The 13,281-nt window shown below is 70.0% G+C and carries 12 protein-coding genes; 10 read left to right on the top strand and 2 right to left on the bottom strand.

All coding sequences use genetic code 11. The annotated features are described in order from the left end of the window. The first annotated feature begins 9 nt into the window (after window positions 1-9). Genes FA740_RS04290 through FA740_RS04280 form a run of 3 tightly spaced genes read left to right on the top strand, consistent with a single transcriptional unit; the run spans window position 10 to window position 3,068 of the window. Entirely contained in the window at window positions 10-942 is a 933-nt protein-coding gene (locus FA740_RS04290) for a sugar phosphate isomerase/epimerase family protein (protein WP_136855544.1), read from the top strand. Window positions 943-966: 24 nt separating this feature from the next. Continuing rightward, window positions 967-2,115 (top strand): iron-containing alcohol dehydrogenase, encoded by a 1,149-nt coding sequence (locus FA740_RS04285; RefSeq protein WP_136855543.1) that lies wholly within the window; start codon window positions 967-969, stop codon window positions 2,113-2,115. After that, the gene (locus tag FA740_RS04280; RefSeq protein WP_136855542.1) at window positions 2,115-3,068 is read left to right on the top strand and encodes a sugar-binding transcriptional regulator; all 954 of its coding nucleotides are present in this window, start codon (window positions 2,115-2,117) and stop codon (window positions 3,066-3,068) included. Before FA740_RS04285 ends, FA740_RS04280 begins: the two co-directional genes overlap by 1 nt. Window positions 3,069-3,184: 116 nt before the next feature. Here FA740_RS04280 and tkt read toward each other — a convergent pair whose 3' ends face one another. Next, window positions 3,185-5,209, bottom strand: a complete 2,025-nt coding sequence (tkt, locus tag FA740_RS04275) for a transketolase (protein ID WP_136855541.1) — start codon at window positions 5,207-5,209, stop codon at window positions 3,185-3,187. Window positions 5,210-5,341: 132 nt separating this feature from the next. Here tkt and FA740_RS04270 point away from each other — a divergent pair, with 132 nt between their 5' ends. The 5 genes from FA740_RS04270 to fba are packed head-to-tail and all read left to right on the top strand — an operon-like array spanning window position 5,342 to window position 9,336. Continuing rightward, window positions 5,342-6,112 (top strand): DeoR/GlpR family DNA-binding transcription regulator, encoded by a 771-nt coding sequence (locus FA740_RS04270; protein ID WP_136855540.1) that lies wholly within the window; start codon window positions 5,342-5,344, stop codon window positions 6,110-6,112. Next, window positions 6,109-6,870: a triose-phosphate isomerase gene (locus tag FA740_RS04265; RefSeq protein WP_136855539.1), complete on the top strand. Its 762-nt coding sequence runs from the start codon at window positions 6,109-6,111 to the stop codon at window positions 6,868-6,870. Before FA740_RS04270 ends, FA740_RS04265 begins: the two co-directional genes overlap by 4 nt. Next, window positions 6,867-7,328: a D-erythrulose-4-phosphate isomerase gene (gene derI, locus FA740_RS04260; RefSeq protein WP_136855538.1), complete on the top strand. Its 462-nt coding sequence runs from the start codon at window positions 6,867-6,869 to the stop codon at window positions 7,326-7,328. Before FA740_RS04265 ends, derI begins: the two co-directional genes overlap by 4 nt. Further along, window positions 7,328-8,296 carry a class 1 fructose-bisphosphatase gene (locus FA740_RS04255; protein WP_136855537.1) on the top strand — a complete coding sequence of 323 codons (969 nt, stop codon included), beginning with the start codon at window positions 7,328-7,330 and terminating at the stop codon, window positions 8,294-8,296. The genes derI and FA740_RS04255 overlap by 1 nt, the downstream gene beginning before the upstream one ends. A 5-nt stretch (window positions 8,297-8,301) precedes the next feature. Beyond that, on the top strand, window positions 8,302-9,336 hold the full coding sequence (gene fba, locus FA740_RS04250; protein WP_136855536.1) for a class II fructose-bisphosphate aldolase: 1,035 nt from the start codon (window positions 8,302-8,304) through the stop codon (window positions 9,334-9,336). Here fba and FA740_RS04245 read toward each other — a convergent pair. After that, on the bottom strand, window positions 9,330-10,046 hold the full coding sequence (locus FA740_RS04245; RefSeq protein WP_420873130.1) for an arylesterase: 717 nt from the start codon (window positions 10,044-10,046) through the stop codon (window positions 9,330-9,332). The two genes, fba and FA740_RS04245, sit on opposite strands and share 7 nt — an antisense overlap. Here FA740_RS04245 and FA740_RS04240 point away from each other — a divergent pair. Both FA740_RS04240 and FA740_RS04235 read left to right on the top strand, forming a co-directional pair. Beyond that, complete coding sequence (locus FA740_RS04240) at window positions 10,045-10,728, top strand: ABC transporter ATP-binding protein (RefSeq protein ID WP_136855535.1); 684 nt, start codon at window positions 10,045-10,047, stop codon at window positions 10,726-10,728. The genes FA740_RS04245 and FA740_RS04240 overlap by 2 nt on opposite strands. Beyond that, entirely contained in the window at window positions 10,725-13,262 is a 2,538-nt protein-coding gene (locus tag FA740_RS04235) for an ABC transporter permease (protein ID WP_136855534.1), read from the top strand. The genes FA740_RS04240 and FA740_RS04235 overlap by 4 nt, the downstream gene beginning before the upstream one ends. Window positions 13,263-13,281 lie beyond the last annotated feature (19 nt).

Below are 13,281 nucleotides of genomic sequence, written 5' to 3'. Positions count from 1 at the left end.
GAGGACATCATGCCCCTGACCCTGTCGCTGAACACCAACCCGCTGGTCAACCGCATCGCCGATCCGGACGACCTGATCGACACGGTCGCGCGCGACCTTCGCATCCGCGACCTGCAGCTGACGCATGAGTTCATCAACCCCTCCTGGCCCGCGCCGGTCATCCGCCGCCTGACGCGGCAGATGCGCGCGGCGCTGGACCGGACCGGGGTGCGGGTGACCAGCGGCATGACCGGGCCGTATGGGCGGCTGAACCATTTCGGCCATCCCGACGCGGATGTGCGGCGATATTACATCGACTGGTTCAAGACCTTCGCGGACATCACCGCCGATCTGGGCGGGAGGTCGGTCGGCACGCAATTCGCGATCTTTACCTGGCGCGACTATGACGCGCCCGCCCGCCGCGAGGACCTGATCCGCATCGCCATCGACTGTTGGGCCGAGGTTGCCCAGCACGCCGAGGCCGCCGGGTTGGACTACATCTTCTGGGAACCGATGAGCGTGGGCCGCGAATTCGGAGAGACGATCCCCGCCGCGATGGCCCTGCAGGACCGGCTGACGGCGGCCGACATGGCGGTGCCGATGTGGATGATGGCCGATATCGACCATGGCGACGTGACCAGTGCGGACCCCGACGATTACGATCCCTATGCCTGGGCGCGGGCCGTGCCGCGGGTCAGCCCGATCATCCATATCAAGCAGTCGCTGATGGACAAGGGCGGCCACCGCCCCTTCACCGCCGAATTCAACGCCAGGGGCCGGGTCCAGCCTGAACCCGTGCTGGAGGCGCTGGCCCAGGGTGGGGCCGTCGACAACGAGATCTGCCTGGAGTTGTCCTTCAAGGAACGCGATCCCAATGACCGGCAGGTGATCGCCCAGATCGCGGAAAGCGTGGCATTCTGGGCGCCGCATATCGACACCGGCGCGGATAAGCTGAATATCTAGCGCATCGCAGTCCGGGATGCCGCCATGACCAGCCCCTTCGCCTTTGCCACCGCCACGCAGATCCTGTTCGGACGCGGCCAGTCGGCCGAGGCGGCGGGCCGCATCGCGGCGATGGGGCGGCGGGTGCTGCTGGTGCAGGGGGCGACGGCGGCGCGCGCAGACTGGCTGGCCGATGCGCTTGCGGCGCAGGGCTGTACGGTCACGCGCCTGTCGGTGCCGCGCGAACCCGACTTGCCAATGATCCTGTCGGCCATGGATACTGCACGCGGGGCCGAGGTCGTCGTGGCCTTGGGCGGCGGAGCGGTGATCGACGCGGGCAAGGCGCTGGCGGCTTGCCTGACCATGACCCGCCCGGTTTTGGACCACCTGGAGGTGGTGGGGCAGGGCCTGCCGCTGGACCATGCGCCCTTGCCCTTTGTCGCCATCCCCACCACCGCCGGCACCGGGGCCGAGGTCACGCGCAACGCGGTGATCGGCGTCCCCGAGGCACGCCGCAAGGTCAGCCTGCGCGATGCGCGGATGCTGCCCGCGCTGGCCATCGTCGACCCAGGCCTGACCGATGGCTGTCCGCGGGGGGTGACGCTGGCCTCCGGGCTGGATGCCATCACGCAGGTGATCGAGCCCTACGTCTGCACCCGCGCCAACCCGCTGACCGATGCGCTGTGCCGCGACGCGATCCCGCGCGGCCTGACGGCGATCATGCGCCTGATGGAGGCCGAGGACCCGCAGGCCCGCGACGAAATGGCCTGGGTCAGCCTGTGCGGCGGTCTGGCTCTGGCCAATGCGGGCCTGGGCGCGGTGCATGGGCTGGCGGGCCCCTTGGGCGGGCTGACCGGGGCCGCGCATGGCGCGATCTGCGGTGCGCTGCTGCCGCATGTGCTGCTGGCCAACCGGCAGGCGGTGACCGATCCGGCCCTGGCGGCGCGGTTGGATCAGGTCGGCGCCTGGATCGGCGCGGCCTTCGGGCGGGGCGGTGCCACGCTGCCGCAGGCGGTGGCGCTGCTGGGTGACTGGTCGCGGGCGGCGGGGCTGCCCGGCCTTGCCGCGCAGGGGATCGACGCGGCTGCCCAGCAGGCGGCGGCCGAGGCGGCGGCGACATCCTCCTCCATGAAGGCCAACCCGGCGCCCCTTTCCGTGGCCGCGTTGCGGGCCGTCATGCAGGCGGCATCGTGATGACGCGGCGCGGCCCGATCGACCCCGAGCAGAGCCTGGCGACCCGCGCCGCCTGGCTGCATTACGCGGGCGGGCTGACGCAGGCGGCGGTGGCCAAGCGGCTGGGCGTGACCGGTGTCAAGGCGCATCGCCTGATCGCCCGCGCGGTGGCCGAGGGCGTGGTCAAGGTCACCATCGACGGAGAGATCGTCGAATGCGCCATGCTGGAGGACCAGCTCTGCGCGCGCTTCGGCCTGGCGCATTGCGAGGTGGCCCCCGACCTGGGAGAGGAGGGGATGCCCCTGCGCGCCCTGGCCCTGGCCGGTGCGGGCTTTCTGCGCCGCGCCATCGAAAGCGGGGAACATCAGGTCATCGGCCTGGGCCACGGTCGGACCCTGGCGGCGGCAGTCCGGCAGCTGCCCCGGTTCGAGGCGCGCGACATTAGGTTTGTCGCGGTGCTGGGCGGCCTGACGCGGAACTATGCCGCTAACCCGCATGACGTGATGCACACCCTGGCCGAAAAGACTGGCGCGCAGGCCTATGTGATGCCGGTGCCGTTTTTTGCCAATTCCGAGGCCGACCGCGCGGTGCTGTTGTCCCAGCCCGGCGTGCGCGACATCTTCGATCTGTCGAACAGCGCGACCCTGACCCTTGTGGGGATGGGCACGGCGGATGGGGGGGCGCAGCTGGTTGCATCGGGGATGATCGAGCGGCGCGAGATCGCGGAAATCAACGCGGCCGGCGGGATGGGAGAGATGATGGGCCACTTCTTCGACGCACGTGGCCATGTGCTTGAAACGACCCTGACGGCGCGGACCCTGGCGGTCGAACTGGACCGCGCCGAAGGTCAGCGCATCGTCGTCATCGCGGGCGGTCCTGACAAGCTGGCGGCGATCCGTGCGGTGCTGAACAGCGGCCGCCTGTCCGGCCTGATCACCGACGAGATCACGGCGCGCGGCCTGATGTCGGTGTGATCCGCACGGGGGCGTGTCGGGGAAACCCCGACCCGGTCGCTGCCGCTGGGCCCCGCGCGCGCTTTGCGCGCGTGGGGAGCATCGCGTCGAGGCCGCTTGCGGCCTTGACCTTTGGATCAGTGGCCGGTCACCAGACGGGCGCGGGCGATGATGGCCGCGGGGGTGATGCCGAACTCCTGGTACAGGCGGTCGATGGGGGCCGATGCGCCGAAACCGGTCATGCCGATCACATCGTCCTCGGTCGCGACATAGCGGGTCCAGCCGAACTTGCCCGCGGCCTCGACGGCGATGCGGGGCGCGGTGCCCAAGGTCTGGGCGCGGTAATCGGCGGATTGCGCCTCGAACAGCTCCCAGCTTGGCATCGACACGACGGCCACGGCCATGCCTTCTGCGGCCAGCGCCTCGGCGGCCTGAACGGCGATGGCGACCTCAGTGCCGGTGGCGATCAGGGTCACGTCGCGGCCGTCGCCGAACTGGCGGATCACATAGGCGCCCTTGGCGGTCAGGTTCTCGGTCCCGGCCTCAAGGCGCAGCTGCGGCACGTCCTGGCGGGACAGGGCCAGCAGGGATGGCACATTGCGGTTGCGGATCGCGATGTCCCAGGCTTCCAGCGTCTCGACCGTGTCGGCGGGGCGCAGGACGGTCAGGCCGGGAATGGCGCGCAGCGAGGCAAGGTGTTCCACCGGCTGGTGGGTCGGGCCGTCCTCGCCCAGGCCGATGCTGTCATGGGTCATGACATAGATCGTGCCGACCCCCATCAGCGCCGACAGGCGGATCGCGTTGCGGGCATAGTCGGAAAACACCAGGAACGTGCCCCCATAGGCGATCACCCCGCCATGCAGGTTCAGCCCGTTCATCGCGGCGGCCATGCCGAATTCGCGCACGCCATAGCCGATATAGCGGCCGGGCGCGTCGCGGGTGTATTGCGTGTCGACCGCCTTGACGCGGGTCAGGTTCGATCCGGTCAGATCGGCCGATCCGCCGATCATCGCGGGCACGGCCCCGGCCAGCGCCTCCAGCGCCATCTGGCTGGCCTTGCGGGTCGCGGCCTTTTTCGGCGCGGCAAACAGGGCGTCGCGGGCGGCGGTGACGGCGGTGTCATAGCCCGCGGGCAGATCGCCCGACAAGCGCTGCGTCAGGGCCGCGCCCTTTGGCGATGCGGCCAGACGGGCCTCCCATGCCTCGCGGTCAGCAGTGCCGCGCGCGCCGATCTGGCGCCACTCAGTGGCCAGATCGTCGGGGATCACGAAGGCGTCATGCGTCCAGCCCAGGGCCTCGCGGGTCAGCGCGCCCTCATCGGCGCCCAAGGGCGAGCCATGCACGGAATAGCTGCCCGCCCGGTTGGGCGAGCCAAACCCGATGATCGTCTTCATCGCGATCAGCGAGGGCTTGCCCGTCTCGGCTTTGGCGGCCGCCATCGCGGCATCCAGTGCGCGACCATCATGGCCGTCGCAGGTCTGGACATGCCAGCCGCAGGCTTCGAGGCGCGCCGGGATGTCCTCGGAAAAGCTGACCGAGGTCGGGCCGTCGATGGTGATGCTGTTGTCGTCGTACAGCACGATCAGCTTGCCCAGGCCCAGATGGCCCGCAAGACTGATCGCCTCCTGGCCGATGCCCTCCTGCAGGCAGCCGTCGCCCAGCATGACCCAGGTGCGGTGATCGACCAGGTCGTCGCCGAACTCTCCGGCCAGCGCGCGTTCCGCCAGCGCCATGCCCACGGCGGTGGCCAGGCCCTGACCCAGGGGGCCGGTCGTGGTCTCGATCCCCTTGGCGTGGCCGTATTCCGGGTGGCCCGCGGTGATCGCGCCCCATTGGCGGAAGTTCCGGATCTGCTCCAGCGTCATGTCCTGATACCCGGTCAGGTGCAGCAGGCTGTAGAGCAGCATCGACGCATGCCCGTTCGACAGCACGAAGCGGTCGCGGTCGGGCCAGTCGGGGTTCGCCGCATCGAATTTCAGGTGGTTGCGGAACAGCATGGTGGCGGCATCGGCCATGCCCATCGGCGCGCCGGGATGACCGCTGTTGGCGGCATTCACGGCGTCGATGGTCAGCGCCCGGATGCAGTTCGCCAGGGCGAAGTTCTGCGGGTCCAGATCGGCTTTGGCGGCGATGGCGGGGTCTTTGGGGGTGTCTAAGGGCATGGGGGTCCTCCTGTTGCGCCCTCCATAGCCTGTCGGCGGTGTCATCACAACGAAAAATCACAAAGTAACATTCAGGGTGTTGTTATGTGCGGTCTGCGTGTTATGAATGGTCCTCGAACCAGGGAGGACAGTGTGAAACGCGATGAACGCAGGCAGGCGATCATGGATCTGCTGGTCGCGGCCCGGGCCGTGGACCTGGACGACCTGGCGCTGCGCTTTGCGGTCAGCCGGATGACCATCCACCGCGATCTGGACGACCTGGAACAGGCGGGCCTGCTGCGCAAGGTGCGCGGCGGCGCCACCATCGAGGCCGGCACCCAGTTCGAGAGCGATTTTCGCATCCGCGAATTGCAGGACGGCGACGCCAAGGCGCGCATGGCCCAGGCCGCGCTGGAGCTGGTCGAGCCGGGGATGACCGTGATGGTCAATGACGGCTCGATGGCGGCGCTGCTGGGGGCGCGGCTGACGGACCGCGCGCCGCTGACGGTCATCACCAACAACGCCGCCGTCATCGACCGGCTGCGCGATGCCCCGCGGGTGACGCTGATCGCGCTTGGCGGCATCTACAGCGTCAAGTTCAACGGATTTTTCGGCATGGTGACCGAGGATGCGCTGTCGCGGCTGCGGGCGGATCTGGCGTTCATCTCGACCCCGGCGGTGGCAGGGCTGCGGGCGTTTCACATGGATGACGGCGTGGTGCGGACCAAGCGCGCGATGATGCAGGCGTCGGAACGCTGCGCGCTGCTGGTCAACCACGCCCGCTTTGGCCGCAGCGCGCTGCATGCGCTGGCCGACCTGTCGGATTTCGACGCCATCATCACCGACGCGCCCCCCGCGCCCGAGGATCGCGCCGCGATCGACCGGGCGGGCATCGCGCTGACCATCGCAAAGGACCCCGCATGACCCAATTCTGGATCGGCACCAGCTGGAAGATGAACAAGACCCTGGCCGAGGCGATGACATTCGCGGACGGCCTGCGCGGCACGCCCGCCCCCGCAGGCATCCAGCGGTTCGTCATCCCGCCCTTTACCGCCTGCCGCCAGGTGGCCGACGCGCTGTCGGACACCGACGTCAAGGTCGGCGCGCAGAACATGCACTGGGACGATGCCGGTGCCTGGACCGGAGAGATCAGCCCCGTGATGCTGACCGATTGCGGGCTGGACATCGTGGAACTGGGCCACAGCGAACGCCGCGAGCATTTCGGCGAGACCGACGAGACGGTGGGCCTGAAGACCGCCGCCGCCGTCCGACACGGCCTGATCCCGCTGATCTGCATCGGAGAGACCCTGGCCGAGCGCGAGGCGGGCCGCGCCACGCAGGTGCTGGAGGCTCAGGTCCGCACCGCGCTGGACCCCGTGGCCGGGTCTGACGCCGCGATCCTGCTGGCCTACGAGCCGGTCTGGGCCATCGGCGCGAACGGCATTCCCGCGACCTCGGATTACGCCGATGCGCGGCAGGCCGAGATCATCGCGGTGTCGCAAGACGTGCTGGGCCGCCGCGTGCCCTGCCTCTATGGCGGGTCGGTCAATCCGGGCAATTGCGCGGAACTGATCGCCTGCCCGCATATCGACGGGCTGTTCATCGGGCGCTCGGCCTGGGACGTGAACGGCTATCTGGACATCCTGGCGCGCTGCGCCGCAACCATCGGAGAGAACGCATGAAACTGGCAATCGCAGGCGACAGCGCGGGCGAAGGTCTGGCCAAGGTGCTGGCCGACCACCTCAAGGACCGCTTCGACGTGTCGGAAATCAGCCGCACGGACGAAGGCCCCGACGCGTTCTATGCCAACCTGTCGGACCGGGTGGCCAGCCAGGTCATGGACGGCACCTATGACCGCGCCATCCTGGTCTGCGGAACGGGCATCGGCGTCTGCATCGCGGCCAACAAGGTGCCGGGCATCCGCGCAGCCCTGACGCATGACACCTATTCCGCCGAACGCGCCGCGCTGTCGAATGACGCGCAGATCATCACCATGGGCGCCCGCGTGATCGGGGCAGAGGTCGCCAAGACCATCGCCGATGCCTGGCTGGCGCAGACCGAAAGCTTTGACCGCAACGGCAAATCCGCGGGCAATGTCGCGGCCATCGACGCGGTCGGTGCGAAATACGCAGGGCGCTGATGCTGCGCCTGCCGACGGACGGGCCCGCGACGGGGCCGCTGCTGGACGATCTGCTGGCGCGTGACGGCGCGCCTGCCATCGTGGCGGCCATCGCCCGCGCGCTGCCGCCACTGGCCGCGCGTCTGGCGGCGGGGCGCCTGCACGGCGACCCCGAGGCCATCGTCGGCACCAATGACAGCGGCGACAGCCAGAAGGCGCTGGACATGGCGGCCCATGACCACATGATCGCCGCCCTGCGCGCGGCGGGCGTCCGTCAGGTCCTGTCCGAAGAGGCCCTGGACATCATCTTGCTGAACGACGGCGGCGCCTTCGACGTGGCGATCGACCCTATCGACGGGTCGGGCAGCATCGGCATCGGCGCGCCCCTGGGAATGCTGTTCAGCATCCTGCCCGCCGATCCGCAGGGGTTCCAGCGGACGGGCAGGGCGGTGGTGGCGGCGGGTTACGCGTCCTTTGGGCATTCGGTCGATTTCGGCTGGTCCACCGGCGCGGGCGTCCATGTCGCCACCTGGGACGCAGAGGCCGCAGCCTTTCGCGTCAGCCGACAGGATCTGCGGCTTAAGCCCCAGGCCTCGACCATTGCATATAACGCGTCGAATGAACGCCACTGGGCGCCCGGGCTGCAGGCTTGGGCCAGTGACCTGCGCGCAGGCCGTGACGGTCCGCGCGGGCGCGATTTCAACATGCGCTGGCTGGCCGCCGCCGTGGGTGAATTGCACCGCATCCTGCTGAAGAGCGGCGCGTTCCTGTACCCCGCCGATGCGCGGCCGGGATATGGCGACGGCCGGCTGCGGCTGATCTATGAATGCGTGCCCATCGCCTTTCTGATCGAACAGGCGGGCGGGCAGGCGACCGACGGGCACGGCCCCATCCTGGACCGCGTGCCGCGCGGCCTGCACGAATTCACCCCCCTTTATTTCGGCGCCTCGGACGAGATCGACGCGCTGCATGACGCCCTCAGAGGATAACCCCCATGCCCATGATCACCCTGCGCCAGCTGCTGGATCACGCGGCCGAGCATGGCTATGCCGTGCCCGCCTTCAACATCAACAACATGGAGCAGGGGCTGGCCGTGATGCAGGCGGCGCAGGCCACGCGCAGCCCGGTGATCCTGCAGGCCAGCCGCGGCGCACGGGCCTATGCCAATGACGCGGTGCTGGCCGGGCTGATCGGGGGTCTGGCGCGGGCTTATCCCGACATCCCGATCTGCATGCATCTGGACCACGGCAACGGGCTGGAGACCTGCGCGACCGCGATCCAGAACGGGTTCACGTCGGTGATGATGGACGGTTCGCTGAAATCCGATGGCAAGACGCCCGCCGATTACGCCTATAACGCCGACATCACCCGCCGCGTGACCGAAATGGCCCATGCCTGCGGCGTGTCCGTCGAGGGAGAGCTGGGCGTGCTGGGCAGCCTTGAGACCGGCATGGGCGATGCCGAGGACGGCCACGGCGCCGAGGGCAAGCTGTCCGAGGATCAGCTGCTGACCGACCCCGACGAGGCCGTGCGCTTTGTCCAGGAGACCGGCGTGGACGCCTTGGCCATCGCCATGGGCACCAGCCACGGCGCCTACAAGTTCACCCGCAAGCCCGACGGCGACATCCTGGCGATGCATGTGATCGAGGAGATCCACCGCCGCCTGCCCAACACCCATCTGGTGATGCACGGCTCCAGTTCGGTCCCCGAGGATCTGCAGGCGATCATCAACGCGCATGGCGGCGACATCCGCCCGACCTGGGGCGTCCCCGTCGACGAGATACAGCGCGGCATCCGCCATGGCGTGCGCAAGGTGAACATCGACACCGACAACCGCCTGGCCATGACCGCCGCGATCCGCCGCGTGCTGGCCGAACACCCGGCGGAATTCGACCCGCGCGCCTATCTGAAGCCCGCGATGGCGATGATGGCGCAGGTCTGCCGCGACCGGTTCGAGGCCTTCGGGACCGCGGGCAATGCTGACAAGCTGCGCCCGCTGTCCCTGCCGGAAATGGCCGCGCGTTACTGATCCACGCGGGTCAGCAGCGCCTCGACCTCGGGGCCGATGGCGTCCACGATCTGGCGGACGCCCTCGGCATTGGGGTGGATGCGGTCGTCCTGCATCAGGTCGGCCAAGGACAGGCCCTGCGTGGCCTTTTCCCCGATCGGTCCCAGGAAATCGGGGACCAGAACCGCGTCGTATTCGGCGGCCAGATCGACATACATCCCCTCGAAGTCGCGGGCGAAATCGGGGCCGTAATTGCCCGGCGCGGGCAGGCCCGCCAGCAGGACCGGCACGCCGGCCGCCTGCGCCTTGGACAGGATGGCATCCAGGTTCGCCCGGCTGGAGGCCGGGTCGATCCCGCGCAGCAGGTCGTTGCCGCCAAGCGCCACGATCATCGCATCAGGCGCATCGGCCAGCGTCCAGTCGACGCGCGCCGCACCCCCCGCCGTCGTGTCGCCCGACACGCCCGCGTTGATGACCGTCACGTCATGGCCGCGGCCCTGCAGCCAATCCTGCAGCACGGGCACGAACCCCTCCTCCTGAGGCAGGCCGTATCCCTGCGTCAGACTGTCGCCCAGGGCTGTCAGGCGCAGCGCCTCTGCGTCAGCAGGGGTTGCCCCCGATGCCATGACCGTGACCGCCAGCGCCGCCAAGGCGGCCCGGGCGCGGTTGCCAATCGCGGCGCGGCCCCCGTATCGTGCCGCCAAAGCCCAAGATGAGAGGACCGAGCCCATGGCCGACCCGGTGATCCGCCTGCGCGACGCGCAATTGACGTTGCAGGGCAATGCGGGGCCGGTCGATATCCTGCGCGGCATCACGCTGGAGGTGGTGCGGGGGGAGACGGTCGGGTTGGTCGGTCCTTCGGGGTCGGGCAAATCATCGCTCCTGATGCTGATGGGCGGGCTGGAACGGGCCACCGGCGGACAGGTCCATGCATTGGGTCAGGATCTGACCGCGCTGGACGAGGACGCGCTGGCACGCTTTCGTCTTGGCAATATGGGGGTGGTGTTCCAGTCCTTCCACCTGATCCCGACGATGACGGCGCTTGAAAATGTCGCGACCCCGCTGGAGCTGGCGGGCGCGGACGATGCCTTTGACCGCGCGGCGGCCGAACTGGGCCGCGTGGGTCTGGGCGGACGGCTGGACCATTACCCCGCCCAGCTGTCGGGGGGCGAACAGCAGCGCGTGGCGCTGGCCCGCGCCGCGGCGCCGCGTCCCGCGATCCTGCTGGCGGATGAGCCCACCGGCAATCTGGACGGCACCAACGGGCAGGCGATCATGGATCTGCTGTTCGCCCTGTCGCGCGATCATGGCGCGACGCTGGTGCTGGTCACGCATGATCCGGTGCTGGCCGCGCGCTGTGACCGGGTGATCCGCCTGAACGATGGCCGCGTCGATGCGGGGGTCCCGGCATGAGCCTGGCACTGGCGGCTCGCATCGCGCGGCGCGATCTGCGCGGCGGCTTGCGGGGGTTCTGGGTGCTGCTGGTGTGCCTGGCGCTTGGGGTCGCGGCGATCGCGGCGGTGGGGTCCGTGCGCGCGGCCATCCAGGCGGGGCTGACAGAACAGGGCGCGGCCCTGCTGGGTGGCGATGCCGAGGTCAGCCTGACCTATCGCTTTGCCGATGAGGCCGAGCGGGACTGGCTGGAGGACCGCGCCGCGACCGTCTCAGAGATCGTCGATTTCCGGTCGATGGCTGTGGTGGGCCAGGACGGTGCCGCCGAACGCGCGCTGACCCAGGTCAAGGGCGTGGACGCGGCCTGGCCGCTGGTGGGGCAGGTGGTTCTGGACCCGCCGATGCCGCTGGCCGAGGCACTTGGCCCGACGCCGCAGGGTCTGCCCGGCGGGGTAATGGCGCCGCTGCTGGCCGACCGTCTGGGGCTGGCCCTGGGCGACGTGTTCCGGCTGGGGGTGCAGGATTTCGTCCTGACCGCGCGCCTGCAGGTCGAACCCGATGCGGGGGCGGCGGGATTCGGCTTTGGTCCGCGCACGCTGGTCCTGCGATCCGCGTTGGAGGACAGCCAGCTGCTGGGTGCAGGCACGCTGTTCGACAGCCGCTATCGGCTGATGCTGGCACAGGGGGCCGATCCCGACGCGCTGCGCGACGACTGGCGCGGGGCATTCCCGGACAGCGGGGCACGATGGCGCGACAGCAGGCGGGGCGCGCCGGGCATCGACAATTTCGTGGACCGGATCGGCGCCTTTCTGGTGCTGGTCGGCCTGACGGGGCTGGCCGTGGGTGGGGTCGGCGTGTCGGCGGCGGTGCGCGCGCATCTGGCTCGCAAGACGCAGGTCATCGCGGTGCTCAAGACGCTTGGCGCGTCGGGGCGCACGATCTTTCAGGTCTATCTGCTGCAGGTGGGGGCGGTGACGCTGATGGGGGTCGCCCTGGGGCTGGTGCTGGGCGCGCTGGTGCCGCTGGCGCTGGCGCCGCTGCTGTCGGCGCGGCTGCCGGTGCCGGCGGTCTTTGCGCCCTATCCCGGCCCGCTGGCCGAGGCGGCGCTGTACGGCATCCTGACGGCGGCGATCTTCACCCTGTGGCCGCTGGCGCGGACCCGCCAGATCCGGGCGGCGACGCTGTTCCGCGATGCGGGCGGCATCGGTGCGGGCTGGCCGCAAGCGCGGTTCCTGGCGGTGATCGGGCTGGCGGCGGCGCTGCTGGTGGGGTCGGCTGCCTGGTTCTCGGGGCTGTGGGCGCTGACGCTTGGGGTGGCGGGGGGCGTGATCCTGGCCTTTGGCGTGCTGGTCGCGGCGGCGGGCCTGGTCCGGCGCGCGGCACGCGCGGGCGGACGGTCGCGGCTGATGCGCGGGCGTCCTGTGCTGCGGCTGGCGCTGTCGGCCATCGGCGGACCGCGCGACGAGGCGCTGTCGGTGATCCTGTCCCTGGGGTTGGGGCTGACCGTGCTGGCGGCGGTGGGGCAGGTGTCGTCCAACCTGAACCAGGCGATCCGCACCGAACTTCCGGACCGGGCGCCGACCTATTTCTTTCTGGACATCCAGCCCGATCAGTTGGACGGGTTCCTGACCCGGCTGCGGGACGATCCGCTGGTGGATGACGTGGCGACCGCGCCGATGCTGCGCGGCATCATCACCGGCCTCAAGGACCGCCCCGCGCGTGAGGTCGCGCCCGACCACTGGGTGCTGCGCGGCGACCGGGGCATCACCTATGCCGCGTCCCCGCCGCCCGGCACCCGCATCACCCAGGGCGAATGGTGGCCCGAGGATTACGCAGGCCCCCCCCTGGCCAGCTTTTCCGATGAGATCGCGACCGAGATCGGGCTGCAGATCGGCGACACGATCACGGTCAACATCCTGGGCCGCGACATCACCGCCACCATCGCCAACCTGCGCGAGGTCGATTTCAGCGACGCGGGCATCGGCTTCGTGATGGCGCTGGACCCCGGCGCGATGCAGGGCGCGCCGCATACCCATATCGCCACCGTCCATGCCGACCCCGCGGCCGAGGCGCCGATCCTGCGCGATCTGGGCAGCCGCTATCCCAACGTGACCGCCGTCCCCGTGCGCGAGGTCATCGACCGCGCCGCCGAGGCGCTGTCGGGCATCGCCGCCGCCACGGCCTGGGCGGCGGGCGCCACGCTGCTGACCGGGTTCGTGGTGCTGATCGGGGCGGCCGCCGCGGGCGAACGCGCCCGTGTGCATGAGGCGGCAGTCCTGAAGACGCTTGGCGCGTCGCGGGCGCGCATCCTGGCCAGCTTTGCCCTGCGCTCGGCGCTGCTGGGGGCTGCGGCGGGGGGCGTGGCGCTGTTGGGCGGGGGCTTGGCGGGCTGGGCGGTGTCGGTCCTGGTGATGGAGGTGCCGTTCCGGTTCGACCTGGTCTCGGCCCTGATGATCGTGGTGGGGGGCGTGTTGGCCACGCTGCTGGCGGGTCTGGGCTTTGCCTGGCGGCCGTTGGCGGCGCGCCCGGCCCGGGTGCTGCGGGCGCAGGACTAGGCGCGTCGACGCATCATTT

The organism is Paracoccus hibiscisoli (genome assembly GCF_005048265.1).
Classification (GTDB): domain Bacteria; phylum Pseudomonadota; class Alphaproteobacteria; order Rhodobacterales; family Rhodobacteraceae; genus Paracoccus; species Paracoccus hibiscisoli.
This window is presented reverse-complemented; position numbering and strand designations above follow the sequence as displayed.